We start from the raw sequence: 26,676 nt of genomic DNA, 5'->3' as shown, positions 1-26,676 counted from the left end.
GCTCAGGCGGGTTGAAGAGGGGATGCGGGCGGCGCCACGTCGTCGCCGTCATCCACGCCCAGGTAAGCGGCAATCACGCGCGGGTTGCCCTGCACGTCAGCGGGTGCGCCCTCGGCGATCTTGGCGCCGTAGTCCAGCACCAGCACATGGTCGGACACCTCCATCACCAGGTCCATGTGGTGTTCGATCAGCAGCACCGTCATGCCCTTGTCCCTGATGCGGCCGATCAGGTGTGTCAGGTCTCGCGTTTCCTGCGGATTCAGGCCTGCCGCGGGTTCGTCGAGCAGCAGCAGCCGCGGATGCGTGGCGAGTGCGCGCGCCAGCTCCAGGCGGCGCTGCAAGCCATAGGGCAGGCTGCCCGCTTCATCGCCGGTGCGGTCCAGCAAATCCACAAAACCGAGCAGGCGCACGGCCTCGTCGCGCGCCTCCCGTTCTTCCCTTCGGGCTGCCGGCAAGCCCAGCAGGCTTGGCCAGAAACCGACTTTCAGGTGCGGATGCAGGCCGGCGAGCACGTTGTCCAGCACGCTCATGTGCGGAAACAGCTTGAGGTTCTGAAAGGTGCGGCCGATGCCGAGTGCGCAGACGGCACTGGAGCGGCTGTGCGTGATGTCCGCATTGCAGAACTCGATACGGCCGCGGTCGGCCGGAATGACCCCCGAGAGGATGTTGAGGAGCGTCGTCTTTCCCGCACCGTTGGGCCCGATGAGCGCATGCACGTGGCCGGGCCGCAGTTCCAGGCTGACGTCGTTCGTGGGCACGACGCCGCCATAGGCCTTGTACAAACCTTCCGCGCGCAGCATCACCGCGGATTCGTCGCGCACGGCGGCAAATTTCGGTTGCCATTCGCCTTGCACAGCCGGCAGCGCAGCCGCCGCCGAAAGCCGTGGCCAAAGCCTGCGCACCGCCTTTGACAGCGCACCCGCCAGGCCCTGGGGCATGGCGTACAGGGCGAACAACAGCAAGGCGCCGTAAGTGAAATGCTGCAGATGCGGCCAGCGCGCCAGGAAGGCGTCGAGCAAGGTCAACACCACCGCGCCTAGCACCGGCCCGTACCACGAGGGGCCACCGAACAGCACGATGAGCAGCAGGAAGATCGACAGATTGAAGGTGATGAAGTCCGAATTGATGTACTGGTTCTGCTGCGCCAGCAAGGCGCCGGCCAGACCGCAGGTCACCGCGCTGATGACAAACGCCAGCACCTTCATCCGGTAGACATTGATGCCCACGCTTTCGGCAGCCACTTCGGCCGCCTGCACGGCCTGGAAAGCCCGGCCGTACTTGCCCGACAGCAGCGTGCGCAGCAGCAGGTGCGCGGCAAATGCGAAGGCCAGCACCAGCCAGGCCCATTCGCGCGTGCCCAGCGCCTGCCCGCCGAAAGTCGGCGGCACCACCCCGTAAATGCCCTGCTGGCCGCCAAATACTTCTTGCCATTCAGTGACGACCTTCTCGACCACGATGCCGAAGCCGATGGTGACCATGGCCAGTGAAGGCCCCTTGACGCGCAGCGACGGCAAGGCGATCAGCACACCAAAAAGACCCGCGACAGCACCCGATGCAGCCAGGGCAAGCCATGGGTTCCAGCCGCCCTTGGTGGTCAGCAGCGCCACGGTGTAGGCGCCTGCGGCAAACAGGCCTGCATGGCCGAGCGACTTCTGCCCGGTCCAGCCGACCAGCACATTCAGGCCGCAGGCCGCCAGGTAGTAGAGACCCGCCGTAAAAATAATCTTGAGGTAGAACTCGTTGGTGAGGAAGGCCGGCACGGCCGCAGCCAGGACGGCGGCAACGACGATGCCAATGGTGTGGGGACGCACGCTCATACCTTCTCAAACGGCTTCTGGCCGAACAGGCCTTCGGGCTTGATAACCAGCACCAGGATGATGAGCGCGAAGATGGTGATCTCCCGCATCTCCGCGCGCCAAAGCCCCACCAGCGCCTCAACGCATCCGAGTAAAAAACCGCCGGCAATGCAGCCGCGCGGGCTGGTGAGGCCGCCGACGATGGCCGCAGAAAAGGCCTTCAGCGCGATGGAAAGCCCCATGAAGACCGAAGCCGTGGTGATGGGGGCAATCAGCAGGCCCGCCAGCCCCGCAAGGCCGGAAGACACGACAAACGCCAGCACCACGATGGCCGCCACATTGATGCCCATGAGCGCGGCCGCCTGCCGGTTGGCCGCCACCGCCCGCACGGCCTTGCCGATACGGGTGCGGCGCAGTACATGGTCCAGCGCGAGCATGACCACGGCTGTGACGGCCAGCACGAGGATTTCCTGCGGCCGGATGCCCGCCCCGCCGATGCGGATGACTGTCTCGCCAAGCGGCGACGGCATGGCCATGGAGCCTGGGCCCCAGATGGCCAGCGCGGTGTTCTGCAAGATGATGCCAAATCCGATGGTGCTCATGACCCACGACATTCCGGCCGAACCGAAGAAAGGCCGCACCGCCGTGAAATACAGGATGACCCCCAGAACCCCCAACACCGCCAACGACACCACCAGCGCCATGCCGTAGCTGAGCAGGTTGACGTCGGCACTGGTCAGCACGCCGGTCTGGCTCTTGCCGGAAATCAGCAGCAGCGTGCCCACTGCCACCAGCGAGCCCGCCACCAGGAATTCGCCCTGGCCGAAGTTCAGCGTCTTGGTCGTGGTGTGCGTGATGCTGAAGCCCAGCGCCACGAGGGCGTAGATGCCGCCAAGCGCCAGGCCGCTGAGCAATGCCTGCAGCAAATTAATCATCCGATATGTCTCCTGTGGCGCCTGTCAGGGCGGGTGGCGGCTGGCCAGCGAGTCAGCTGAGCCGGGGCCTATTTTTTGAGGTCAGCAGGCGTCATGGCCTTCGTGATGGCATCGCTGTAGGAAGTGACCCTGCCGTCTTTCCAGCGCGCCAGGTTGAAGTCGGACACCGACAGCGCGTCGTGCTCGGTCTTGTTAAAGGGCTTTTTGTACAGCTTGATGATGCCCTGCGTATCGGGCACGCCGGCGTCCAGCGTCGAGGCGACTTTTGCGCCATCCGTCGTGCCGGCCTGCTTGATGGCGGCGGCCAGCAGGATGGTGGCATCGTAAGACTGGGCAGCGGCCACAAAGGTCGGCATCTGCGGGTAACGCTCACGCACGCGGGCAGCCAATGCCACGGCGCGCGGGTTGCTGTCTTCCGCAGTCGATGTGGCAAAAATGATGTGCTCGGAGAGCTTCTTGCCGGCAATGTTCAGCAGCGGCGTGCTCATGTTGCCCCAGGTGCCAAGCGTGGTCGGGAAGTAGTTGATTTTTTCCATGCTGCGCAGCAACTGCGCATTGGCATCGGCCAGGCCGTACACGATGACAGTGTCGGCGCCAGAGTCGCGGATCTTCGCGAGCTGCGAGGTCATGTCGGTGTCCTTGGGGCCGAATTTTTCAACCGCCACCGGTTGCTGGCCGTGCAGGGCCAGCACCTCGGTCAGGTCCTTCACGCCTTGCTGCCCGAAACCGGTGGAGTCCGCGATGAAAGCGATCTTTTTGTTTTTGGTGGCTTTCACGGCGTAAGCCAGCAGCAACGCGACCTGTTCGCGGTCGACCATCGAGATGCGGTAGATGTAGTTCTGTGGCTCGTTGGCGTAGCGGCGTGTGATGTCCGTGGCAGTGGCCACGGGCACGATGACGGGAATCTTCTTTTGCTGCGGCAGGTGCAGCCAGGCCAGCGCGTTGCCGGAATTGGCGGGGCCGAGGACGGCGACGACTTTTTCGCTGTCGATCAGTTCGGTCATGTTCTGGATGGACTTGGGCGGCGCACCCGTGTCGTCGCGGATCACGCCGACCAGCTTGCGGCCGAGCACGCCACCGGCCTTGTTGATGTCTTCGATCGCAAGGTCAAAGCCGTGGCGCGCGGCAATGCCGAGCTCGGCCACCGCGGTGCCGGACTGGTCGGCATTGAAGCCGACCTTGATGTCCTGCGCGCGCGCAGGCGCGGCGATCACACAGGCGGCTGCAAGCGCGGCCGCCAGCAGGGAAAGGGGTTTGGATGGAATCCAGTGCTTGAACATGATGCTTGTCTCCTAATTGAATTATTGATGCAATGAAGCGCTGACACGAACGGGGAAAAATTGAATGCGGAGCCGTCAGGCCCGGAGCTCCTCCAGCAGCTGGACGGCGCGGTCGGTGCGGACATCGTGTTCGCTGGCCATGCGCCTGGCGATCTTGTCGATCTCGTCGCCGGTGGCGCCGGCCACCAGTGCGATGTTGCGGGCGTGCAGGGCCATGTGCCCGCGCTGTATGCCTTCGGTGGCAAGCGCCCGCAACGCACCCATGTTTTGCGCCAGGCCCACCGCCACAGCGACCTCGGCCAGTTCCTGGGCAGTTTCCACCTTCATGATCTTCAGCGAAAGTTGTGCGAGCGGATGTGTCTTGGTGGCGCCCCCGACAAGACCCACGGGCATGGGCATCTCGATCGTGCCGACGAGCGCGCCGGAGCGGTCTTTTTCCCAGGTGGTCAGCGACGTGTAGTTTCCGCTGCGGCAAGCCCAGGCATGGGCGCCCGCCTCGACCGCGCGCCAGTCATTGCCGGTGGCGACGATGACGGGATCGATGCCGTTCATGATGCCTTTGTTATGGGTGGCGGCCCGGTAAGGATCAATGGCCGCCAGCGTATAGGCGTCGAGGATGCCCTCGATCACATCGGCGCCCGCGCGCTCTTTGGTGGTCAACGCCTCAGGTGTCACACGCAGGCGCGCCCGGGCCAGCCGCAAATCGGCCAGGTTGGAGAGGATACGCAGCCGGACCGTGCCGCCGGTGATTTTTTCAACCAGCGGCGAGACCGACTCGGCCATGGTGTTGACGGTGTTGGCGCCCATGGCGTCGCGCACGTTCACGATGAGGTGCATCACCACCATGGGGCCGCGCGGCGTGTCGGGGAAAACATGCACCTCGATGTCGCGGCAACCGCCGCCCAGGCCAATCAGCACCTTGTCGCGGCTGTTGGCAAGCTCGAGTATCTCGGCGCGCCGCTTGAGCAAAGCCTGGCGCGCACCATACGGATCGGTGGTGCCCAGCACCTGGACCTGCGCGCGCATCAGGGGTTCGCTGCTGGAGGTTTCGAAACCGCCGCATTCACGCACCAGCTTGGCCATGAACGATGCGGCAGCCACCACCGAGGGCTCCTCGACCACCATGGGCACCAGCACGTCCTTGCCGTTGATCGTGAAGTTGCCGGCCACGCCAAAGGGCAGTTCAAAAGTGCCGACGACGTTCTCAATCATGCCGTTGGCCCGGTCCACGCTCAAGGCGCCGGGTTGGGCCAATAACGCCAGGTCGGCCTCGCTGAGGCCAGCGGCGCGCCCGACATGGGCCATCCGCTCAGAAGGGCTCAAGGCACGGAAGTTGGGAAGACGGGAATCAACAGTCATGAATCTTTCCTGGGCAGGTCTGTTAGTACGGTTGGGGACACTGTAGGCAGTCTGTACCAGCAAATAAAGGTACAGTTTGACGGGACAGCGGGCCTGGCCAACCCCGGACAGGCGGCCGCAGCGATAGTTGCCCCATACCTTTTTTGTCGTGCCGATATGCCCAAAGCCAAAGAGAAACCCCAACCCACCACCATCGCCGGCGCGCTAGCGGCCTCGCTCGAAAGGCAGATCGCCGAAGGCGCCTTCAAGGCCGGCGAAAAGCTGCCTTCACTGCGCGAGCTGGCCGAGCTGCACGGCTACGCGAAGAACACCGTGGTGGCGGCGTTCGAGCTGCTGGTGGCGCGCGGCATCGTCGAGCCGCGGCGCGGCTCGGGCTACTACGTGCTGGATGCGCCGGCGCCCAAAGCGGCGGAGGAAGAAGCCGGCTCTTTGGGCCGGGCCATGGACATCGTCTGGCTGATGCGGGAGCAACTGAAGTGGGAAGCCGACCAGCTCAGCGTGGGCGACGGCTTTCCGCCCGTCGAATGGCTGGCCGGCGCGCGCCTGGACAAGTTTCACCACAAGGTCGTGCGCACCGGCCTGGGTGCCCTCTTTCGCTACGGCAGCCGCTTCGGCTATGAGCCGCTGCGCCAGCACCTGGTGCGCAAGCTGGCAGACCTGGGTATTGGCGCCGAAGCGCGGCAAATCGTGTTGACGCACGGCGCCAACGAGGCCATGGACATCGTCATCCGCTACTTTGTGCCGCCCGGCGGCACGGTGCTGGCCGACGACCCAGGCTACTACCCGCTGTTCGGCAAGCTCAAGCTGGCCAGCGCTCGCATCGTCGGCGTGCCGCGCCTGGCCGACGGCCCGGACCTGGATGCGCTGGAGCAGTTGCTCATCACACATCGGCCGCGGCTGTTCTTCACCCAGTCGGTGGGGCACAACCCCACGGGCTCGGACATCAGCGCGGCCAAGGCTTTTCGTGTGCTGCAACTTGCAGAGAAATACGACCTGCTGCTCGTGGAAAACGACCCGCTTGCCGATTTCAAGCCCATGTCCATGCCGCGCCTTTCCGCGCTGGACCAGCTCAACCGCACGATCTATATCGGCAGTTTTTCGAAATCGTTTTCTGCAGCGCTGCGCGTTGGATTTATCGCCTGCGGCGCCGACCTGGCCAGCGACCTGGCCGACCTGAAGGCCCTGATTCACGTCAGCAGTTCGGAATACTGCGAACGCACGGTGGACATCATCCTCAGCGAAGGCCACTACCAGCGCCACCTGGCCCGGCTGCGCGACCGCATCACCGAGGCCACTGCCAAAGCTGTGCGACTCTTCGAAGGCGTAGGCGGTGAAATTTTCGCCAAGCCGCCGCAGACGCTCTATCTCTGGGCGGCCCTGCCGGGTGTGCCCGACTCGCTCAAACTCGCCCAGGAAATGCTCAAGGAAAAAATCGTGTCGGCGCCAGGCAAAGTGTTTTGCGTCGACTCCTCCGAGAGCTCACGCTGGTCACGCTTTAACGTGGGCGCCGTCGCAGATCCGCGGTTCGCCAAAGCCTTGCGCCTGGTTCTACGCAGGCTGGATGAGGCGGGCTGAGTGACCTCACTCGACGGTCACAGACTTCGTCAGGTTGCGGGGGAGAGGCCTGTGTGGCCGCATAACTCCGCTGCGCGAAGTGAGCGTCCCCCAAACCTCGCAGTGCGCTTCGCGCACCGTGACCGTCATTCGACGGTCACGCTCTTTGCAAGATTGCGGGGTTTGTCCACATCCGTCCCCCGCGCCACGGCCGTGTGATACGCCAGCAACTGCAGCGGCACCACGTGCAGCAGCGGGCTCAGCGCGCCGTAGTGTTCAGGCATGCGAATGACGTGCAAGCCTTCGCCGTTTTCGATGTGGCTGTCGGCGTCTGCCAGCACATAGAGCACGCCGCCGCGGGCGCGGACTTCTTGCATGTTGCTTTTGAGTTTTTCGAGCAGCGTGTCGTTGGGGGCGACGCAGACGACGGGCATTTCGCTGGTGACCAAAGCCAGGGGGCCGTGTTTGAGTTCACCTGCGGGGTAGGCCTCTGCGTGGATGTAGCTGATCTCTTTGAGCTTGAGGGCGCCTTCCAAAGCAATCGGGTAGTGCAGGCCGCGGCCGAGGAAGAGTGCGTTTTCCATTTTGGCAAAGTCTTCGGCCCAGCTGATGACTTGCGGCTCGAGCGCGAGCACGGCTTGCAGGGCGGCCGGCAGGTGGCGCATGGCTTTCAAGTGGCTGGCTTCTTCTTCGTCGCTGAGTTTGCCTTTGCTTTGGGCCAGGGCGAGGGTGAGCAGGAAGAGGCCTGCGAGCTGGGTGGTGAAGGCCTTGGTCGATGCCACGCCAATCTCCACACCGGCGCGGGTGATGTAGGCGAGCTTGCATTCGCGCACCATGGCGGACGTTGACACGTTGCAGATGGTGAGGGTTTGCGTCATGCCCAGGCTTTGCGCGTGGCGCAGGGCCGCCAGCGTGTCTGCCGTCTCACCGCTTTGGGTGATGGTGACGACGAGTGATTTCGGATTCGGCACCGAGGTGCGGTAACGGTATTCGCTGGCGACTTCGACTTGTGTCGGGATGCCGGCAATCGACTCGAGCCAGTATTTGGCGGCGCAGCCGCTGTAGTAGCTGGTGCCGCAGGCGAGGATGAGGACGGAGTCGACGTCTTTGAAGACGCGGAAGGCTTGGTCGCCAAAGAGCTCGGGGACGATGCCTTCAACGCCTTCGAGCGTGTCGGCGATGGCGCGGGGCTGCTCAAAAATTTCTTTTTGCATGTAGTGGCGATAGGGGCCCAGCTCTGCCGCGCCGCTGTGGGCGTGCACGGTTTTGACGTCGCGCTGCGCGGGCTTGCCGTCTTTGCCGACGATCCAGTATTTGCCGAGCTGGATGTCGACCATGTCGCCTTCTTCGAGGTAGACGATCTGGTCGGTCACGCCGGCCAGGGCCATCGCGTCGCTGGCGAGGAAGTTCTCGGTCTTGTCTTTGCCCACACCCAGGATCAGCGGCGAGCCGGCGCGTGCGCCGACGACGCGGTGCGGCTCGTCTTTGCAGAAGGCGGCGATGGCATAGGCGCCGTGCAGTTGCGCCACGGTGGCTTTCAGGGCTTCAAACAAGTCGCCGTCGTACAGGCTGTCCATCAGGTGCACGATGACTTCGGTGTCGGTCTGGCTGTCGAAGACATAGCCTTTGGCTTTGAGGCCGGCGCGCAGCTCTTCGTAGTTTTCGATGATGCCGTTGTGCACCAGTGCGACCTTGCCGGGCCTGGTTTGCGAGGCGGCGCCGCTGCCGTGGCTGAAATGCGGGTGGGCGTTGTGCACGGCCGGCGCGCCGTGGGTGGCCCAGCGGGTGTGGGCGATGCCGGTGCCGCCTTCGAGCTTGTCATTCGTGACCTGCTCTTGCAGCTCGGCCACGCGCGAGGTGCTGCGCGCGCGCTTCAGGCCGCCGGCGTACACCGCGACGCCGCAGGAGTCATAACCGCGGTACTCCAGCCGCTGCAGGCCCTGCACCAGGATGGGAACAATATTTCGTGTCGAAACGGAAGCAACGATGCCGCACATGGAAGGTCTCCTGAAAGAATCAATGTATGGATGCTACGGACTTGATGCTTTCTTATGTGATTGATTTTTTCCTGATTTCGGAATTTAATTTCATAAATCTCTATTGATTGAATTTACTTTCATTTATAGTAGTTTTATGGAACAAATCACCATAGACGAGACAGACCTCAAGCTGCTCGACAGCCTGCAAACGGATGCTTCACTGAGCAACCAGGACCTGGCAGAGCGCGCCCACATCTCGCCGCCGACCTGCCTGCGCCGCGTCAAACGGCTGCGCGATGCGGGGCTGGTGGAGCGCGAAATCGCTGTGCTGAGCACCGACAAGCTGGCTGCCATCACCGGCCACGGGCTGACGGCGCTGGTCGAGATCACGCTGGAGCGCCAAGGCGCCGAGCAGCAGGAGGCGTTTGAAGTGCGGGTGGTGCAGGACGACGCCGTGCAGCAGTGCTACCGCGTCTCACCGGGACCGGACTTCATGCTGGTGGTGCATGTGGCCGACATGCCGCGCTACCTGGCGCTGGCGCAGCGGCTGTTTACCAGCGATGCGAATGTGCGCAACGTGAAGGCCTTCTTCAGTACCAGGCGCGCAAAATTTGAGCCAAAAGTGCTTCTAGCCCAATAAGCGTCTGGGCTAGCCGCTCCTGAATTAATAGCAAACCGGCTACTGGGCCGGCGGCTGCCGGGTCTGCTTCATCAACACCCAGGCCATGGCGCCCAGCGCCAGCGCACCCAGCAGCAGGATGCCCCACAGCACCAGCGTGCGCGTGGGGATGCCGTCGCCCGGCGCCTGGGCAGCGACCAGCGGGCCGCCCACGCCGGCGCTGCCGCCGGTAGCGTCTGCCTTGGACACATCGGCCTTCGCCAAAGGCAGCGCGTTTTCCTGCGCAGCTTTGTAGCCCGGAATCAGACTGGCCATGGGCAGGAAGGCGCCCGCAGCACCGGCCGGCCCCGCCAGCCCCGCCGCCAAGGTGAAGGGGCCCTGCCCGCTGGCCAGAAAGACGAGTTGCGCGGGCTCAAACTGCAGCGCGATGTCGGGCGCAGACGCAAAGCCCGGCGTCTTGGCATCGGCCTCGATCTTCACCTCGCGCACCGAGGCGCCCTGCAACTCAACCGGGCCGCTGGTTTGTTCTTTGCCTGCGGTGGTGAGCCGGTAAACCACCGCCGTGGCCAGCAAGGTCCAAGGCTGGTTGCGGTCGTTGCGGCCCAGCACGCGCAGGGGCACCAGCACATTGCTTTCCTTCGGCGTGATCTTCAGCGCGGCGACAGGCGTGGCAAAGGGCAAGGCAAAGCTCAACTCGCGCGGGCCGGCCATTGCAGGGGCGGCCATGGTGGCATTGACGCGCTCGCGCGTGGCAGTGTTGCGCGATGTGACCAGCGTGGCGCCGCGCAGCGTGACGGCGGCGTCGCCCCAGGTGATGCGCAAATAGTGGTCTTTCAGCTCGGCCATCGACAGCGCCAGGCTGCTGTCGCCCAGGCTGGCGGCGGGCGCCGACGCATCGGCGCGAAACAGCACCGTGTCGGCGACGGCGCGCCAGCTCTTCAAGTCTTTGCTGGCCTGCACATTGAAGGTGACGGGCTGGCCCACCGGCAAATCGGCGTCGAGCGTCAGGCGCACCGCGGGAACGTTGACGGCGCGCGCGTCGAGCAGCGCGCCCAGCACCTTTTGCTGCGATGCCGGGCCTGCTGTGGTGCCGCCGCCGGTGTTCAGCTGCACCACGCGCCGGCCCTGGCGCTCTTCAATGCGCAGCGACAGACCCTCGAGCCCGGCAGCGGTGGATGTGGCGGAGCCGAGGATGGGATACGCCTGCAGCTTGACCTGCTGCTCTTCGGCGGAATTGACCGTCGGCACCTGCGCCAGCGCCATGGGCACGGGCTGGCCCGCCGCGTTGAAGAGGCGCAAATCTGCATAGCCCGCGCTTTGCAGGCGCACCAGCGCCTCGGCCGGCAGCAGCAGACGCTGCAGCGGCGCATCAGGCGCGGCCGTCACCGGGATGCGGATGGCGTACGACCTGGCGTTGGCCGCGTCGGGCGCATCCGCGGCAAGCACCATCAGCGGAGCCGTCAATCCGGCCGACAGGGCGAGCCCCAAAAATGGCAGCTTCAATTTCATCACTGGGCCTCTTTCAGTTCAAGAGCATCGGGCGGCGCGGCATCGACTGCAGCGCTGGGCGCCTTGGGCGGCAGCGGCGCAAAGTAGCCCACCACCAGCATCAAAATGCCCACGGCGATGAACGCGACGATGCGTTCGGCGCCGCCGGCGTTCGACAGATCAATCAAGAGCAGCTTCACAACAACCAGGCCCAGCAGGCCCGCGCCCACCAGCCACAGCGGCCGCTGCACACGGCGGTGCGCCAGCACCATCAGCGTGAGCGCCAGCAGCGTCCACAAGATGGCATAACCGGTTTGCACGACAAAACTTTCAAAGAGCGCGTCGGCGTCCCAGCGCACGCCGAAGAAGTGGTGCGCCACGCGCAGCCACACGGTGTTGACGGCAACAAACACCAGCAGCGCCAGCGACACCAGCGCATTGCGGCCGGTGACCCAACCCGCGTTGCCGGGCGGCGGCGCGGCCGTGACCAGAACGCGGCGCCAGAACACCAGCGCGCCCAGCGCGAGCGCTAGCGTCAGGTCGGTCGGGTTGAGCAGCGGGATGTACGGCAGCGGCGCGGTGCGGCCCGACGAGGTGACCGACGCGGCCAGCGCGCCCCAGAACACCAGCACCGCCAGCGGCAGGGCCGCATACCAGTAATAAGCCTGGGCATGCGGGTTGAGCGGCCACTTCGCGCCCTGGCGCAAGGCCGCGCTGTTGGCGCGCCCGGCCCACACGGCCAGCAGCATCAGCACCGCGATGGCGCTGACCAGCAAGACCACACCGGCCCACGAGGTGCGCCAGAGCTCGGCCTTGCCGATGCCCGACCACAGGCAGTCGGCCAGCAGGAAGGTGACCAGCCACGCGCTGGCCGCATGCAGGAAACCATAGGGTGACTGGCCGGACGCACCCGCCAGCGCCTGGCGGTCAGACTGCCGCAGCATCCAGTAATGCAGCACCAGCACCACCGGCCACACAGCCCACGCCGGCATGGCCAGCACGCGGTAGCCCGCGCCCACCTGCACCACAAAGCCCAGCGCCAGCACCCCCACGGTGATGCGCGCGGGCCAGGTGGCCACAGCCCACTGCTTCTTCAGGCCCAGCAGCATGGACAAGGCCGCGCTGGCCACCACCGCCAGCATCATCAGCAGGCCGGTCGTGCGGTCGCTAAAGACCTGCTGCGGCATCTCGTCGGCCTGCAGCGCGGGCACACGGCGGCTGATTTCGAGCAACCAGGCCAGGCACCAGAAGAAAAAGCCGTAGAGGTACACAGGCGCGCTGAGCTGCGACTCCACACCGGCATAGGCCTTGGCCCACGACGACTCGCTGTGCGGCAGGGGCTTGCGCAGCCACCACGCCAGTTGCAGCGCCGGCAGCGCGATCAGCATGGCGCCGATAAAGGCCGGGTTGCCGAAAGGAATCGCCGAGATCGGGCTGCCCAGCGCGCCCCCGTCATCCATCCCGCCCAGAAAAGCCATCGCCGCCACGCCCTGCAGCAACAGGCCAAACGCGCGCGGCATCCAGCGCGCCTGCCGCATGCCGACCCAGAATGCGCCCGCGCCTTCCAGCGCCCAGACGACCGAGGTCCATTTCGCATCGAGCGCCAGCGGCACCGCCAGCGTGGCAAAGCCCACACCCACGGCGATAAAACATTCAATCAGCAGGCGGTAGCTGGCCAGCCCGCGGCGCACCAGCACCGTCGCCGTCAGCAGGTAAAGCGCGGCAAAGCCCAGCGCCGACAACGCGGTCCCCAACTCCATGCCCTGCACCAGCCCGGCCTGCAGGCCGAAGCCGGCCAGCGGCGTGCCGAACACCAGCATGGTGTCGACCGCGTTGCCCAGCTTGGTCGGCGTGTTGCGCGCATACAGGATGGCGGTGAACAGGTAGATCAGCACTAAGCCGATGAGGAAAGGCTGGGCGCTGGCGTAGTGCTCAGGCGCGTACTTGAGCACGCCCCAGGCAGTGGCCACGCCGAAGGTGGCGATAAAACCCACCACGTTCAGGATGCGCCACGAGCGCTTGTACGCGATGAAAAGAATGGCGAGGTTGAGCACCGTGTAGTAGCTGAAGAGCCCCACATGGCTGCCCTGCCCCGTCGACAGCAGCAGCGGCACGGCAAAGCCGCCGGCAAACGCGGCGACGGCCAGCGCGCGCGAGTTTTGCAGCAGCGCCAGCGCGCAACTGAGCGCGCACACGATGATCATCAGCGCGAAGGACGGCAGCGGATCCAGCAGGCCGTAGAGGCGAAACGCCGCGAACACCGTGAGGTACATCACCGCCACGCCAGCGCCTTGCAGCGCCAGCGCAAAGCCAGGTTTGTCATGGCGCTTGCGAAAGCCCACGGCCAGCAGCGCGATGGCTGCCGCGCCGATGGCGGCCAGGCGAAACTCGACCGGCAAGAGGCCTGCCGACGCGGCGTAGCGCGCCAGGAAAGACAGGCCGATAAACAGAATCACCAGGCCCACGCGCACGATGGTGTTGCCGCCCAGGAACCAGTTCTGCGCCGCCGTGAGGGCCTGCTCGATGGCGTTGGGCTGCGCGGGTGCGGGCCGTGTGACGGACTTGGGTGCTGCGGCCACGGAGGCCGGGGCAGACTGCGCTGCCGGCGGGAGCTCACTGGCCCAGGCGGCTTCGTTGTCTGCCGCGGTCACGGGCAGCGGGGGCGGCGCCGTGGTTGCTGTCGTTGTGGGGGTCGTTGTGGGGGTCGTTGTGGTGGATGACGGTGCAGCAGCCTGCGGGCTGGTGTCTTCAAAGTCCTTGAAGCCGCCGTCGTCTTCGACTTCGGCAACTTGCTTGGCAGCGGCGGCAGCCGGCGCCGGCGCCGTGGCGGCCTGCGGTCGGAGTTTTTTCTGCGCGGCCGCTACTTCAGACCGCACCACCCAGCGCAGTGAGAACCCGGCAAAGAAGCCGAGGACGGCGCCCAGGAAAACACCAAAGTCACCATAGCCCGGCCACATCGAGCCCAGGACTGCACCCCAAACAATACCCCAGATGATCATGACCCAGCCTCCCTCTTGTTGCCATGCCGCGAAGATGCTACGCCGGCTTATGGTTGGCTGATGGTACTTGATGGAGGACCGACGAAACCCCGGGGGCTCGCCGCGGCAAACGACGACGGCGGTGTTGAAAATTTATAAGAAAAAGGCCTGCAGCCCAATCACCACCTTGGCCTTCAGCTACCAAATCAATAGCAAGCCAATAACAAACCGTTGCCGGCTCCAGCCACCGGCCGGATCAAACCCCGCTTCAGGCCTTGGGCAGCGTGGCCTTGAGCACGCGGGCGAAGTTGCCGAAGGCGACTTTCTCGATCGTTGCCGCATCCAGCTTCTGGCCTTCGAGCAATTGCACCACCTCGCGCACGTGGCTGTAGTCATTCGTGGTCCAGTCGTCGCCCACACCGGCGATGTCAGTGCCCAGGGCCACGTGGTCGGCGCCAATCATGCCGACCAGCCTGGCCAACTCACGCGCATAGCCGGCACGGTCTTGCAGGCCGACCTTCCAGCCGAAGGCATTGGCCGGCTGGCGCAGGCCCAGGCCCCAAAGGCCAACCACGCCGCCGCCCGCGGCGATCTTTTTGGCCTGCGCAACCGACAGGCGCCGCATCAGGTAGCCATATTGGTCGCGGTATTCCCCTGCGTCACTGTCGACCCAGCCGTGCGACCAGATCATGGGTTTGGTTGCGGTCTCAAACGCATGCTCCAGCGCCTGCGTACTGCAGTGCGCCAGGTCAACCAGAATGCCTTGCGCTTCGCACGCCTTGATCACATCGCGGCCCAGCGGAGAAAGCCCCTTGTGCACCGGCGATGCCGTGGAGAAATCACCAATCGGGTTGCGGATGTAGTGCACAAGCTGCAGCTGGCGCAGCCCCATGTCAAAGGCCTTCTTGAGCGGGGCGAGGTCGGTGCTGATGAACTCTGCCGATTCACTGGCCAGCAGCACCGAATGCTTGCCGCCCAGGGCGGCATCCACGTCGGCGCCGGTACGCACGATGGCCAGCTGGTTCTGCTCGGCATAGGTCACCATGCCGCTCAGGGTTTTTTCAAAGAAGGCCGAGAGTTCGGCGGGTGTGGGCTCGCTCTTCTGGACGATGCCCTTGGGGCCGTAAGCCAGCCAGAGCGCGTCGCCCACCACGGCCCAGGACACCAGGGTGGCGCCATGGGTTTTCATTTCGGTGGCCAGGTCGGCAGGCGAGCGCGTGCGGCCCACGATGCCCAGGTGCGAATGCATGTCGGCGATGGGAACGCGGGCGGGCGCCTGCGCGAAGCCCGCCAGCGGCATGAACGCGGCCGCTGCGCCCATGCCCGCGAGGCGGCCCAGCAATGCGCGGCGATCCTGAAAAGCCTTGGACATATCCCTCATGCTCGCTCTCCTCTTGATGTTGTGAATGATTGTGAAGTAGCGGCGCACCGACGCGAACAGGGTTTGCCCGCGATGGGCGCCGCGTCAACATTTATATGAAATAGGGCTCCAGCCCTTTATTCACCTTGGCATTCAGCTATCAAATCGATAGCAACTGAGAGGCCACAGAATCAGACTTGGGCCGCTGTGGCACGAGCCCGCGCGCCCGCCTTGCCTGCGGCGCCCACGCGCGCCCCGGCCTGCTCACGTGCCAGCTCCCAGAAGGCGCGCGCCAGCGGCGAGAGTCTGGCCACATCCAGGCAGGCCAGGCCCACTGTGCGCGGCTGCGTCGGCAAGAGCGGCCGGTAGACCACACCCTGCGGCGCATCGGGCAAGGCCAGGCGCGCCGCCACCGACACCGCCAGCCCCTGTTGCACAAACTGCAGGATGGAGATGATTTGCGTGAAGTGGTACAGCACCTTGGGCAGCGCGATGTTTTTTTGCAGGATGGGCACGATGACAGGGCCGCAACCGGCCTCGGTCAGCACGAAGTCCAGCCCCGTGAGCGCGCTGACGGGCACGGCCTTGAGCCTGGCCAGGGCGTGGTCCGCCGGCAGGATGGCGACAAATTCGTCCTGCACCAGCGGCAACACTTCAAAGCGCTCGTCGGGCACCACCACGAAGCCGAGCTCGACACGCTTTGACAGCAACCAGCCGTCGATCACTTCGTCGCTTTCTTCTTCAATGCGCACCTGCGCCCCGGGGTGGCGCTGTTTGAAAGCGGCCAGCAGCGGCGGCAGCAGATTGACGGTAGACGTCGGGCCGAAGGAGCCGATGCGCAGTGTGCCGGTCTTCAGCTCTTTGGCGTCGCCCAGCTCTTGCGTCATGGTGGCGGCCAGCGCCGTCATCTCGCGCGCGCGCAGCAGCAGGCGCTCGCCGGCGTCGGTCATGGTCACGCCGGAGGCATCGCGCTGCGCGAGCTTGACGCCGAACTGCGTCTCCAGTGCGCGCAAGGCGTGGCTGACGGCGGACTGGGTGGTGCCCAGCCGCATGGCCGCGCGCGAAAAGCTGCGGCATTCGTCCAGGGTGATCAGCACTTCGAGTTGGGCCAGGGTCATGATGCGTGAATACCTGCGAGTGAATGCCTATGAGCAAATGCTTATGAGTGAATGCCCATGAGTGAATGCTCATTTGATAGTGAGTTACTTAACAACTAATCTCATGCATGAATTTACCCGATTGACCGCTTTTTCACCATCCCATCCCATGACCGCTGCCGCCGCCTCTGCCGCTACCCCCTCCACCACCGCCACGCCGTCGCTGCTGGGCATCTACCTGCGCCTGACCTGCGTGCCCATGCTCTGGGGCGGCACTTTTATCGCCGGGCGCGTCATCTCGGCGCATTTGCCGCCGGCCACGGCCGGCTTCGTCCGCTTTGTGTTTGCCACGCTGGCCCTGCTGGCGGCGCTGCATTTCACCGAAGGCCTGCGCGCCCTCACGACGCTCACGCGGCGCCAGCTGCTGGGCACGATGGCGCTGGGCGCCACCGGCATCCTGATGTACAACCTGCTGTTTTTCACCGCCCTGTCGGTGCTGCCGGCCGGGCGCACCTCGCTCATCATTGCCCTGAACCCGGTCGTCACGCTGCTGCTGGCTGCGGCGCTGATGGGTGAGCGGATGTCGCCGGTGCGCTGGTTGGGTGTGGCGCTGGCGCTGCTGGGTGTGTGGGTGGTGGTGACACGCGGCGACCTGTCGCAGATCGCGCAATCGGTCGGCAAAGGGGAGCTGGCGATGTTCGGCGCGGTGTGCGCGTGGGCGGTCTACACGCTGCTCGGCCGCAAGCTGCTGCAGGGCCTGTCGCCTGTGCTGGCCACGCTGTGGGCGGCGATCTGGGGCACGCTGTTTTTGGGTTTGCTGGCCCTGCGCGACATTTCGCAGGTGCATGCCGCCTCGTTCACGCTCGAGGTGTGGGCGGGGCTGGTGTTCCTCGGTGTGTTGGGCACGGCCGTGGCGTTTGTCTGGTACTACGAGGGGATACGCCAGCTGGGTGCGGCTAGGACTGTGGTGTTCAACAACCTGGTGCCGATTTTCGGGGTGTTGTTGGGGTGGTTGATCCTGGGCGAGCCTTTGACTGTCAGCCTGCTGGCCGGTGGAGGCCTGGCGATATTCGGGGTGTTTCTGGTTAATCGCGTCAAGTGAGCCGGGCGGTTTCATGCCGGCAGCCGCCGGCATGAAACGCCATGGATTGCCTACTTGCGCAGCTCGGGCGATTCGGCCAGCGCCTGGATCAGCTTGGCGAGGGCCTCATTCGAGGCGCGTACCGCGGCCAGCGAAAAATTGGCCTTGAACTCGTCAAACGTCGCAGCGCCGTTGCCAGTCACGGTGACGGTTTGAACCGCCTTGCCGTTCGCATCCGTGATGTCGCAGACCAGCTTCACACTGAACTGCGTCGGCGGCCAGGTGAAAGCGCCGTCGGAATAGGAGGTTGTCGTGACCTCCGGCGTGATGAGCAATGCCACGCCGCCGGCCTGCAGGGCTGCCAGGTCTTTGGGGTTCTGCACCTTGGTCACGCTGGTGAAGACTTCGGACAAGGCCTTGTAGAAACCCGGTTCGATGTCGCGGTAAGGGAAATACCGCACTTTGTCCCCGCCACCGCCCGGCGTGGTGACTTCCAGCGCCCGCAGGGCGTCCGGCATGTGGTAACCCGCTCTTTTGTTGATGACCTTGGCGTTGGCCGGAGCTGCCAGCGCTGCAAGATCGGGATTCATGTTGATGGGATGCGCGCAGCCAAACAGGGCAACGCAGGCAAGCGCCGAGACGGCATAGCCGATAAAACGGTTCATGGTCGATGTCTCCGTTTACTTGCGGATGGCTTTGATGAAGTCAGGATCGGTGACAAGCGCACCGACCAGCGACTGCACCATCAAGGGGTAGTTGTTGGCCGCCAGCGGAATGGCCACGGCGCCGGCGAAAGAGCTTTCCCATTTGCGCTCAACCTGCTTGACCTTGTCAAAGCGCACCTGCCCGTTGGCCGTGACGACAAAGCGGGCCTCGATCTGCCCGGCATTGGTGCTGATGCCTCCGGCATCGATGTTGTTCTTGAGCAGCGTGCCGCTGATTTCAACGCCCGATTGCGGGTTGTGCAGCTTGGCCAGCTCCAGCTCCTGGCGCAGCGCGGCAGCGATGTAGTCGCCGTAATTGCTGCCGACCGGTGACGTCATGGTGTTGGCGCGAAGGCTGAGCGAAGCAGCGCCCGGCATGCCGGCCGTCACACCGATCGCGCCCGTCTTCACCGCAGTCGCACCTTCAATCTTCTTGAGCGCTTCGACGTTGTCTATCGAAGGCGCATAGTTGGGCGCCGGGCCGGCGCAGCCCACCAGAAACGCAGACACAGCAATACCCGAGAACAGGACGGCACGCCTGAGCAGTTGAAACATGGGAGACCCCTCGTTGATTTATTTGTTGAAGTAAACGGCACCCATTGCAGGCACCGCCGACGCCATGTTACGTCATGTAACCGGGAAGCAGCACCGGTACTAATCCCGTATTCGGGCGTAAGGTTGCCGATCCGTTCCCGCATCCGATCCCGATCCTGATTGCCCCTTCTGGATGCGCCGAGGAGCGGAGGGCCAGACGGATCAGGGCAAAAACTTGTTTGAGCCGAAGGCGAGTTGTTTTTGACCCCGGCTGGACCGAGCACCGCAGGTTGCACGCAGCGAAGCGGAGGGACGCAGCCAGCAGGGTCGCCTTTCTTTTGCTTACTTTACTTTTGGCGAAGCAAAAGAAAAGTGAGTTGCTGCCGGGCACCCCCCGGCCAGCAGCACTTAGCAAAAAGCACATCGCCGGAGCGCCACCAGGCTTCGATACGCCGTCAGGCGTACCCTGTCCTGAGCCTGTCGAAGGGTCAGCCCGAACGGAGGGGGAGAAGGCTTCGACAGGCTCAGCCCGAACGGGTGCGGGGTGCGGGGTGCGGGGTGCCGTATCCGGGCACGGGAAAGGAGAACCTAGCCCTTCGCAACCTTCACAGGCCGGGTCCAATTCGTCAAACTGATCTGCTTGCCCCGCGCCACACTCAACGCCCCAGGCGGCGTGCTCTTCGTAATCGTGGAGCCCCCACCAACAGTCCCGCCGGCACCAATCGTGACAGGCGCCACCAGCACACAGTTGCTGCCGATGTGCACATCGGCCTCAATCACCGTGCGGTGTTTGTTGGCGCCGTCGTAATTGGCGGTGATACTGCCCGCGCCGTAGTTGACGCGCTCGCCCACCGTGGCGTCGCCCAGGTAAGCCAGGTGGTTGGCCTTGGCGCCTTTGGCGAGCGTGGCGTTTTTGACTTCGACAAAATTGCCGATGTGCACTTCGGCGCCCAGTTGCGCGCCGGGCCGCAGGCGGGCAAAGGGGCCGATCAGCGCGCCCTCGCCGACCTGCACGCCGAGCTTTTCACCGTCGATGTGGGTGAAGGCGTGGATCACCGCGCCGGCGGCAATCGTGCAGTTGGCGATCACGCAGTTGGCGCCAATGCGCACGCCGTCGCCCAGGCTCACCGTGCCTTCAAACACGCAGTTCACATCGATCTCGACATCCTGGCCGCAATTGAGCGTGCCGCGCACATCCAGCCGCGCCGGGTCGGCCAGGCGCACGCCCTGCTCCATCAGGGCGACGGCGCCGCGGCTTTGGTGCACGCGCTCCAGCTCGGCCAGTTGCACCGGGCTGTTCACGCCGGCCACCTGGGCGGCGTCGGTGATCTGGTGGGCCACCACGGCCACGCCGTCGGCCACTGCAAACTTCACGATGTCGGTGAGGTAGTACTCGCCTTGCGCGTTCTTGTTGTCCAGCCGGGACAGCCAGGCGCGCAAGAGGCGCGTGGGCACGGCCATGATGCCGCTGTAGATCTCGCGGATTTCGCGCTGGGCGGCGCTGGCGTCCTTGTGCTCGACGATGGCGCGCACCTGGGCCGAGGCTTCGGTGCCTGCGCGCACGATGCGGCCGTAACCGGTGGGGTCGGCCATGGTGAGGGTGAGCAGCGCCAGGCGCTGGCCGTCGCACTGGGCGATCAGGGCCTCAAGCGTGGCGGGCTGGGTCAGCGGCACGTCGCCCGAGAGCACCAGCGTGACGCCGTCGTCGGCCAGCAGCGGCAGCGCCTGCTGCACGGCATGGCCGGTGCCCAGCTGCGGCTCCTGCCGCGCGAACTTCAGGTCCAGTTTTGAATCTGAAAGCGCTGCCGCCTGCGTAAAGCCTGTGCAGGCGGCCTCGACAGCTTCTGCGCCGTGGCCGGTGATGACAACTGCCTTGCGTGCCGACACGGACGCGGCGCATTCGATGACATGCGCCAGCAAAGCCTTCCCGCCCAGGCGGTGCAGGACTTTGGGTAAGCTGCTCTTCATCCGCGTGCCTTTGCCCGCGGCCATGATGACGACATCAATTGGGGTTGCCATGAAATTTCCTCTGAATCTTGGGATGTTGACGCGTCCGCCGGCTGCCGGGGCAGCAGCGGGACGCTGCACCCGGATTATCGGCGTGCTGGGCGTCCTGGCGCTGGCCGTGGCGCTGCAAGGCTGCAGCGTCATGAAAATCGCCTACAACCAGGCGCCCGAACTGGCCTACTGGCACCTGGACGGCCACTTCGACTTCACCGATGCGCAAACCCTGCAGGTCAAGGCCGACCTGGCCAAACTGCAGGCATGGCACCGGCAGACGCAGCTGCCGGCCTATATCGAGACGCTGCAAAAACTGCGGCAGCAAATACCGGCAGACATGGACGCCGCCGGCGCCTGCGCGCTGTATGCGGACGTGCGCAGCAAGCTGATCGCGGTGACGAACCGCGCCGAGCCGGCGGTGGTGGCCCTGGTCGGAACACTCAACGCCGACCAGCTGGTGAAACTGCAAACCCGCTTTGCCAAAGGCAATGCCGAGTACCGCGAAGACTTTCTGGACGGCAGCCGCAAGGCGCGGCGCGACAAGCGCTACAAGCAGGCGGTCTCGCGCGCCGAAATGCTGTACGGCAGCCTGGACCACAAACAGCTGGCGGTGATCGCGCACCGGATCGACAACTCGCACTTCAGCGCGCCGGTGTCGTATGAGGAAAAGCTGCGGCGCCAGCAGGACGCCCTGCAAACCCTGCGCCCTTTGGTAGCGGGCCAGGCGGCGCCGGAGAAAACTCAGGCCGCGATGAAGGGACTATTGGAACGCACGCTCAATTCACCCGACCCGGCCTACCGCGCCTACATGGACAAGCTCACTCAGGACGCGTGCAGCGGCTTTGCCGAACTGCACAACAGCACCACGCCGGCGCAACGCAGCAAAGCGGTTGAAACCCTTTTGCGGTATGAGCAGGACTTCAAGACCCTGCACCTGCAGAAGTCTTGATAAGGTCTTGATAAGTCCTGATGCCTGGCGCTTAGTACCCGATGTACCGGGTGTACCGGGCGTTTATTTACCCGGCGCTTTGGAGTGTGACTTGCCCTCTTCCTCGGCCTTCTTCATCTCTGCAGCCTGCGCCGCTGAATCGGGCCTGGCGGCTTTGGCGTCCGACTCGACGTCGGCATTCTTCAGGTAGGACTTGATGTTGTCCTGGTAGTCGCGGGTGCCTTCGTAGCTGCCCTCGCCCATCTGGCCGGCGGGGCGGTCAGACGGTTGCGATGGCTGCGAGGACTGCGATTTGCGCGGCTGGAACTCGCGCGATCCGCTGCTTTGCTGTTGCTGGCGGTCGGCGAAACGTCGGGGTTGCTGCTGCAGGCGCGAGCGGTTGGCGGTGTCCATGTGGGAGTCTCCTTGGATGTCCTGGTGTCGTGTTCTGGTGTCCGGACTTTCATTCCCGCATCAAGGAATAAAAAAGAAAATCCGGAACAGGAAAGCACCTTAAAGGCCCATCCGCAGCCGCCGTGTCATCCGCCCCAAAGCCTTGCTGTCGGCGACCGCCTACACGCCGCTTACAACAGTGGCACTTGCGGTGGCGGCGTGTCGTAAAAGTCGGCAATGCGCTCCAGCGCGCGGGTGTTGAGCAGCCGCAGCTTGCCGTTTTCGATCTCGTGCAGGCCCAGCTGGCGCAGGCGCCGCAGCGTCTTGTTGGTGTGCACCAGCGACAGCCCCAGCGCATCGGCAATGTGTTGCTGGTTGATGGGAAACTCGATCAGGCCGCCCTCGGCCATACCCACACGGTCCAGCCGCCGGAACAGGTGCATCAGCAGCATGGCCACGCGCTCGGTGGCGTTGCGCCGCCCTGCCGTGAGCAGGTGGTCGTCCACCATGCCTTCTTCACGCGCCCCCATCCAGGTGACGTCATAACCCAGGCTGGGGTGGTTGCGAAACAACTCCCACAGCCCTTCGCGCGGAAACACGCACAGGCTCACGTCCGTCACCGCCTCGATGCCGTGCATGGCGCCGTCGGCGAACTTTTGCTGCAGACCGATAAAGTCGCCCGGCAGCAAAAAATTGAGGATCTGCCGGCGGCCGTCGCTCAGTGTCTTGTAGCGAAACGCCCACCCTGAATACAGCGTGAAGAGTTTTCCGTTGGGTTTTTGCTCATGCAGTATGGTGGTGCCGGCGTTGACTTGCGAGATGCCGTTGCGAAAAGCTTCGATGAATTGGAGTTCTTCCGCTTTCACCGGCATGAAAGCGCCGGTCTTGCGTAAGCCGCAGGCATTACACCGCGGTGGGCAGATAGCTGATGTTGGCGTCGGTATGCTCATGGAGGGAACATCTTAGGCGCATTTGCCTGTGTCTTTTGACATTGTGTAGCGAGTCCGGGGCACTTACATTTGAAGCACATGAACAAAATAAGCACGACTCTGTACGAAATCCTTTACGTCAGCACGCTGGCGCCCGAAGCGCCTTTGAGCGTGATCGGAGACATTGCAGCCAAGGCCCGCCTGGCCAATGCCGAGTGTGGCATTACCGGCCTGTTGATCTTTGATGGCATGCGCTTTTGCCAGCAACTGGAAGGTGGCCAAAAGCAGGTGCTGGCGCTGCTGGAGCGCATCCGGCAGGACACCCGCCATATCAATATGCAGATCCTGCACCACGGCGAGCTGGCGCTGCGGCGCTTTCGCAACTTCAGCCTGGGCTATTGCACCATGGAAGAGGACGACGTGCTGGAGCGCATGGAACAACTGGACGGGCAAGCCGCCCTGGATGCGTTTACCGGGCTGCTGGCCAAGCTGGACCTGGACGCCTGAGCCTGCCGGGTTCAGCCCTGCAGCGCGGCCCACATTTCCTTGTCGCGTTCGGCCGTCCAGATGCGCGGGTTCTTGATTCCGCTGGCCTCGTCAAACGCGCGGCTCACATCAAAGGGCAGGCAGTGCTCGTAAATAAACACATGGCCGAAAACCGGGTCCATGCTTTTGCGGGTGTGGTCCATCGCGGCCTTGAGGTCCATGCCGGCGGCGGCGGCTTCCTTGCCGGCCTTGTACAGCGTCTCGACCCAGCGTTTTGTATAGTCCAGCGCCTTGTTGACATTGGCCGCGCCCTTCATGGCCTCACCGCGGCCGGGCACGATGGCTTCGGCTTTCAGCGCGCGCAGGGCCTCCAGCGTCGCGGGCCACTCTTCCAGCTGGGCGTCGCCGGTGTAGACGCCGGCTTCGTACTCGACCAGGTCGCCTGAGAACAGCACTTTTTCTTCTTCGATCCACGCAATCGTGTCGCCGCGCGTGTGGCCGGGGCCCGGGTGCCAGACCTGCACTTTCACGCCGCCCAGGTCCAGCACCAGCTTGCCGGGCACCTCGCCTTTCACCGGGTTGCCGCCATCGATCACCAAAGTCGGCCAGGTCAGGCCCGGCACGCTTTCGGCGTTGCGGAACAGGCGCGGAAAGCGCTCCATCTCGCTTTGCATGTCCTGCGCGCCGCGCTCCACGATCAGCTCATAGGTGCCGCGGCTGGCAATCACTTCGGTTGCGCCCTCGGCCACGTAAGCGCTGGCGCCCAGCACGCGCACCGCGTGGTAGTGCGTCAGCAGCACGTACTTGATGGGCTTGTCGCTCACGGTGCGGATTCGGGCGATCAAATCCTGCGCCATGGCGGGCGTGGCGGTGGCGTCGCTCACCATGATGAATTTGTCGCCGATGATCACGCCGGAATTCGGGTCACCCTCGGCCGTGTAGGCCCAGCAATGCGCGCTGAGCTGCTCGAAGGTGATGGTTTTGTCCGTGAGGTCGGACTGCGAGGCAAAGGCTTTGGACATCGGGGCTTCCTGTTGTGGGCGCGGCGAAGCAAAAGCCGCCGGTATGCGGGGATTTTACTTAAACGTAACTCGTTACGGATAGTTGAACCGCAAAACCCGGCCGTGCGCTTGTGATCGGCGTAGCGCTATAAATTTAATAGCGCATAGCCCATACCCTGCCTGGGCTGGAGGCCAATTTGATTGATAAATGCGGCTAGCGGCCGGCGCCGCCGAGCCAGGCGGCTGCGCGCTGCGCCAGCGCTTGCAGCGGCGCGTCGCCGTCCAGTGTCAGCACCCCGGCCTCGGCCGAGGGATCCTGCAGCGCCTCAAACTGGCTGGCCACCAGGCTGGGCGGGTAGAAGTGGCCGGGCCGCACCGACACGCGCCGCAGGGACTCTGCCTGGCTGATGGCCAGGTGCACAAACTGCAGGCCCGGCGCGGCGTCGCGCAGGCTGCTGCGGTAAGCCGCCTTGAGCGCCGAGCAGGTCAGCACCACGCCGTCCGGGTGGCGCGCCAGTTCGGCGCCCAGCTGCCGCAGCCAGTCGGCACGGTCTTCATCGGCCAGGGGGATGCCCTGCTGCATCTTGCGGATGTTGCCGGGCGGGTGGAAGTCGTCGCCTTCAATCAGCGGCAGCGCCAGCTGGTCGGCGATCAAGCGCCCGACCGCCGATTTGCCGCAGCCGGCCACGCCCATCACCACCACGCGCACGGGCGATGGCGTGGAAGGAACACCGGAGGCGGCAGGGGACAGGGTCGGCGAAACAGGGGGCATCCGCAAATTATCGCGGGCAAAGGCCTGCCGCCGCCGATTTGATGCGCTTTTGCTATCGTGGCGGCATGGCTTCATCCAACGCACCCCACCACGATTTTGCGATGTACTGCTGCGAGCTTTTGTCAGGCGTGGGGCCGTGCACCGCCAAACGCATGTTCGGCGGCTGGGGCATCAGCACCTCAGGCCTGACACTGGCCCTGGTGGCCGACCTGGGCGGCGGCGACAAGCTGTGGCTCAAGGCCGACGCGGACACGCGCGGGCTCTATGAAGCCCAGGGCTGCGAACGCTTCACCTATGAGATCACCCGCAACGGCGTGGCGGCGCCGCACAGCCTCAACTACTACACGGCGCCCGAGGAAGCGATGGAGTCGCCCGCGGTGATGCTGCCGTGGGCGCGTGTGGCGCTGGACTGCGCGCTGAAGGCGCGGGCAGCCAAAGCGGCGAAAACACCCAAAGCGCCCAAGGTGAAAAAAAAAGCGCCGGCCGCCAAAACGGCCAAGCCAGCCAAAACCGCCAAACCCCGCAGCCGCCCATAAAAAAACCCGCAGCCTTTGCAGACTGCGGGTGAACGGTTTTCCCGGAGTAAAAAACTATTGGCTGGGTGGCCGGCTGCGATGCTGATTCAGCTCACCAGGTTGGACATGGCCAGCACGTTGTAGCTTCGCGGCTGGGCCTGGTTGTCCTTGTAGGTGTCAAAGTCGTGGCCGGTGACGTGGGGCCGGGCGCGGGCGGTGACGAACACCAGGGCGATGGGGGTCAGCACCGCTTCAGCAGCGGCAGCCGCGCCCATCACCAGCCCGCGGGCCAGGCGGCCCAGGGCGCCGGCGGCCAGGCCGAAGGCGGCGCGCAGGTCCACCAGGGGCTGCATGACGCCGGCGCGCCAGCCCGAAGGCTCTTTCATCTCGGTCACTTCGGCGCAGGCCGTTGCCGGCTCCCAGCTGAAATACGCGGAAGCAGCGTGACCAGCGCTGAAGGACTCCATCACCAGCGACTCACCCGCCCGCAGCGAAAGGCTTTCGCCCCGGCCGAGGAAGTGGTCGCCGGCGCGGACATGGATGTCCTGGCTGGCAAAGTCGAAGGTGGCCCAGACCCGGCCATGCGCAATTCGCAACACACCGGCCTGCGAGGCACGCAGCGTCAGCGCCCGGCCCGCGCCCAGTTTCCAGAAGCCCGCCAGGCCGGCCACGTGGCCGTTGGTGGCGTCTGAAGCCTGTTGCAAGAATCGATCTCCTGAGGGGTGAGCTGCGTGGTCCATGGTGGTTCTCCTGAAAGGGCATGAAGTGAGTGATGAGGGTTGAATCATCTCGCTGCGGGCTTGCACAGTCCAATGAAATCGCGGTAAGCTATTGATTCCATAATCGCATTAATCAATCAGGCCCGAATTGCCCTAATTGCGTCTTTT

The 26,676-nt window shown here is 64.6% G+C and carries 23 protein-coding genes; 6 read left to right on the top strand and 17 right to left on the bottom strand.

Features of this window, described 5'->3' with window-relative positions; genetic code table 11:
• Nucleotides 1-2: 2 nt before the first annotated feature.
• The 4 genes from DT070_RS09790 to DT070_RS09775 all read right to left on the bottom strand — a co-directional run bounded on the left by DT070_RS09790 (nt 3) and on the right by DT070_RS09775 (nt 5,430).
• Nucleotides 3-1,817 (bottom strand): ATP-binding cassette domain-containing protein, encoded by a 1,815-nt coding sequence (locus DT070_RS09790; RefSeq protein ID WP_122955221.1) that lies wholly within the window; start codon nt 1,815-1,817, stop codon nt 3-5.
• Entirely contained in the window at nt 1,814-2,731 is a 918-nt protein-coding gene (locus DT070_RS09785; RefSeq protein ID WP_122955220.1) for a branched-chain amino acid ABC transporter permease, read from the bottom strand. Before DT070_RS09785 ends, DT070_RS09790 begins: the two co-directional genes overlap by 4 nt.
• Before the next feature lie 68 nt (nt 2,732-2,799).
• Nucleotides 2,800-4,011, bottom strand: coding sequence for an ABC transporter substrate-binding protein (locus DT070_RS09780; RefSeq protein ID WP_122955219.1), 1,212 nt, complete (start codon nt 4,009-4,011; stop codon nt 2,800-2,802).
• 75 nt (nt 4,012-4,086) lie between these two features.
• A complete protein-coding gene (locus tag DT070_RS09775) occupies nt 4,087-5,430 on the bottom strand; it encodes a hydroxymethylglutaryl-CoA reductase, degradative (protein WP_255416868.1) in 1,344 nt (447 codons plus the stop codon).
• A gap of 96 nt (nt 5,431-5,526) precedes the next feature.
• On the opposite strand from DT070_RS09775, the gene DT070_RS09770 reads away from it, so the two are divergent.
• Nucleotides 5,527-6,945 (top strand): PLP-dependent aminotransferase family protein, encoded by a 1,419-nt coding sequence (locus DT070_RS09770; RefSeq protein WP_122955217.1) that lies wholly within the window; start codon nt 5,527-5,529, stop codon nt 6,943-6,945.
• Nucleotides 6,946-7,070: 125 nt separating this feature from the next.
• Here the strand turns inward: DT070_RS09770 and glmS are convergent, their stop codons facing one another.
• Nucleotides 7,071-8,921 (bottom strand): glutamine--fructose-6-phosphate transaminase (isomerizing), encoded by a 1,851-nt coding sequence (gene glmS, locus DT070_RS09765; protein WP_122955216.1) that lies wholly within the window; start codon nt 8,919-8,921, stop codon nt 7,071-7,073.
• A gap of 136 nt (nt 8,922-9,057) precedes the next feature.
• On the opposite strand from glmS, the gene DT070_RS09760 reads away from it, so the two are divergent.
• Nucleotides 9,058-9,543 (top strand): Lrp/AsnC family transcriptional regulator, encoded by a 486-nt coding sequence (locus DT070_RS09760; protein ID WP_122955215.1) that lies wholly within the window; start codon nt 9,058-9,060, stop codon nt 9,541-9,543.
• Nucleotides 9,544-9,582: 39 nt separating this feature from the next.
• Here DT070_RS09760 and DT070_RS09755 read toward each other — a convergent pair whose 3' ends face one another.
• The 4 genes from DT070_RS09755 to DT070_RS09740 form a co-directional block, all read right to left on the bottom strand.
• Nucleotides 9,583-11,031, bottom strand: coding sequence for a DUF3999 domain-containing protein (locus DT070_RS09755; RefSeq protein ID WP_122955214.1), 1,449 nt, complete (start codon nt 11,029-11,031; stop codon nt 9,583-9,585).
• On the bottom strand, nt 11,031-14,009 hold the full coding sequence (locus DT070_RS09750; RefSeq protein WP_122955213.1) for a DUF2339 domain-containing protein: 2,979 nt from the start codon (nt 14,007-14,009) through the stop codon (nt 11,031-11,033). Before DT070_RS09750 ends, DT070_RS09755 begins: the two co-directional genes overlap by 1 nt.
• A gap of 247 nt (nt 14,010-14,256) precedes the next feature.
• A complete protein-coding gene (locus DT070_RS09745) occupies nt 14,257-15,369 on the bottom strand; it encodes a dipeptidase (protein ID WP_122955212.1) in 1,113 nt (370 codons plus the stop codon).
• Nucleotides 15,370-15,539: 170 nt separating this feature from the next.
• Entirely contained in the window at nt 15,540-16,466 is a 927-nt protein-coding gene (locus tag DT070_RS09740) for a LysR family transcriptional regulator (RefSeq protein WP_122955211.1), read from the bottom strand.
• 148 nt (nt 16,467-16,614) lie between these two features.
• Here DT070_RS09740 and DT070_RS09735 point away from each other — a divergent pair, with 148 nt between their 5' ends.
• On the top strand, nt 16,615-17,547 hold the full coding sequence (locus DT070_RS09735) for a DMT family transporter (protein WP_164483739.1): 933 nt from the start codon (nt 16,615-16,617) through the stop codon (nt 17,545-17,547).
• A 50-nt stretch (nt 17,548-17,597) separates the two neighbouring features.
• Here the strand turns inward: DT070_RS09735 and DT070_RS09730 are convergent, their stop codons facing one another.
• The 3 genes from DT070_RS09730 to glmU form a co-directional block, all read right to left on the bottom strand.
• On the bottom strand, nt 17,598-18,191 hold the full coding sequence (locus DT070_RS09730) for a hypothetical protein (RefSeq protein WP_122955209.1): 594 nt from the start codon (nt 18,189-18,191) through the stop codon (nt 17,598-17,600).
• A gap of 15 nt (nt 18,192-18,206) precedes the next feature.
• A complete protein-coding gene (locus DT070_RS09725) occupies nt 18,207-18,785 on the bottom strand; it encodes a hypothetical protein (RefSeq protein ID WP_122955208.1) in 579 nt (192 codons plus the stop codon).
• 567 nt (nt 18,786-19,352) lie between these two features.
• Entirely contained in the window at nt 19,353-20,783 is a 1,431-nt protein-coding gene (gene glmU, locus DT070_RS09720) for a bifunctional UDP-N-acetylglucosamine diphosphorylase/glucosamine-1-phosphate N-acetyltransferase GlmU (RefSeq protein ID WP_122955207.1), read from the bottom strand.
• Between the two features lie 22 nt (nt 20,784-20,805).
• On the opposite strand from glmU, the gene DT070_RS09715 reads away from it, so the two are divergent.
• The gene (locus DT070_RS09715) at nt 20,806-21,714 is read left to right on the top strand and encodes a DUF6279 family lipoprotein (protein ID WP_122955206.1); all 909 of its coding nucleotides are present in this window, start codon (nt 20,806-20,808) and stop codon (nt 21,712-21,714) included.
• Nucleotides 21,715-21,777: 63 nt separating this feature from the next.
• Here the strand turns inward: DT070_RS09715 and DT070_RS09710 are convergent, their stop codons facing one another.
• Both DT070_RS09710 and DT070_RS09705 read right to left on the bottom strand, forming a co-directional pair.
• A complete protein-coding gene (locus DT070_RS09710; RefSeq protein WP_122955205.1) occupies nt 21,778-22,107 on the bottom strand; it encodes a hypothetical protein in 330 nt (109 codons plus the stop codon).
• Between the two features lie 170 nt (nt 22,108-22,277).
• A complete protein-coding gene (locus DT070_RS09705) occupies nt 22,278-23,036 on the bottom strand; it encodes a Crp/Fnr family transcriptional regulator (RefSeq protein WP_122955204.1) in 759 nt (252 codons plus the stop codon).
• 78 nt (nt 23,037-23,114) lie between these two features.
• Between DT070_RS09705 and DT070_RS09700 the strand changes: the two genes are divergently transcribed.
• Nucleotides 23,115-23,522 carry a BLUF domain-containing protein gene (locus tag DT070_RS09700; protein ID WP_122955203.1) on the top strand — a complete coding sequence of 136 codons (408 nt, stop codon included), beginning with the start codon at nt 23,115-23,117 and terminating at the stop codon, nt 23,520-23,522.
• Between the two features lie 11 nt (nt 23,523-23,533).
• On the opposite strand, the gene DT070_RS09695 is transcribed toward DT070_RS09700, so the two are convergent.
• Together DT070_RS09695 and DT070_RS09690 are read right to left on the bottom strand one after the other, a co-directional pair.
• Nucleotides 23,534-24,523, bottom strand: coding sequence for an MBL fold metallo-hydrolase (locus tag DT070_RS09695; protein WP_122955202.1), 990 nt, complete (start codon nt 24,521-24,523; stop codon nt 23,534-23,536).
• A gap of 193 nt (nt 24,524-24,716) precedes the next feature.
• Complete coding sequence (locus DT070_RS09690) at nt 24,717-25,274, bottom strand: gluconokinase (protein WP_122955201.1); 558 nt, start codon at nt 25,272-25,274, stop codon at nt 24,717-24,719.
• A gap of 65 nt (nt 25,275-25,339) precedes the next feature.
• Between DT070_RS09690 and DT070_RS09685 the strand changes: the two genes are divergently transcribed.
• Complete coding sequence (locus DT070_RS09685; RefSeq protein ID WP_228778530.1) at nt 25,340-25,810, top strand: TfoX/Sxy family protein; 471 nt, start codon at nt 25,340-25,342, stop codon at nt 25,808-25,810.
• An 86-nt stretch (nt 25,811-25,896) separates the two neighbouring features.
• On the opposite strand, the gene DT070_RS09680 is transcribed toward DT070_RS09685, so the two are convergent.
• Nucleotides 25,897-26,529 carry a DUF2917 domain-containing protein gene (locus DT070_RS09680; RefSeq protein WP_164483738.1) on the bottom strand — a complete coding sequence of 211 codons (633 nt, stop codon included), beginning with the start codon at nt 26,527-26,529 and terminating at the stop codon, nt 25,897-25,899.
• Nucleotides 26,530-26,676: the final 147 nt, after the last annotated feature.

It is taken from the genome of Polaromonas sp. SP1, from assembly GCF_003711205.1.
GTDB lineage: Bacteria > Pseudomonadota > Gammaproteobacteria > Burkholderiales > Burkholderiaceae_C > Polaromonas.
Note: the sequence above shows the minus strand (reverse complement) of the source record. Positions and strands in the feature narration are given on the sequence as shown.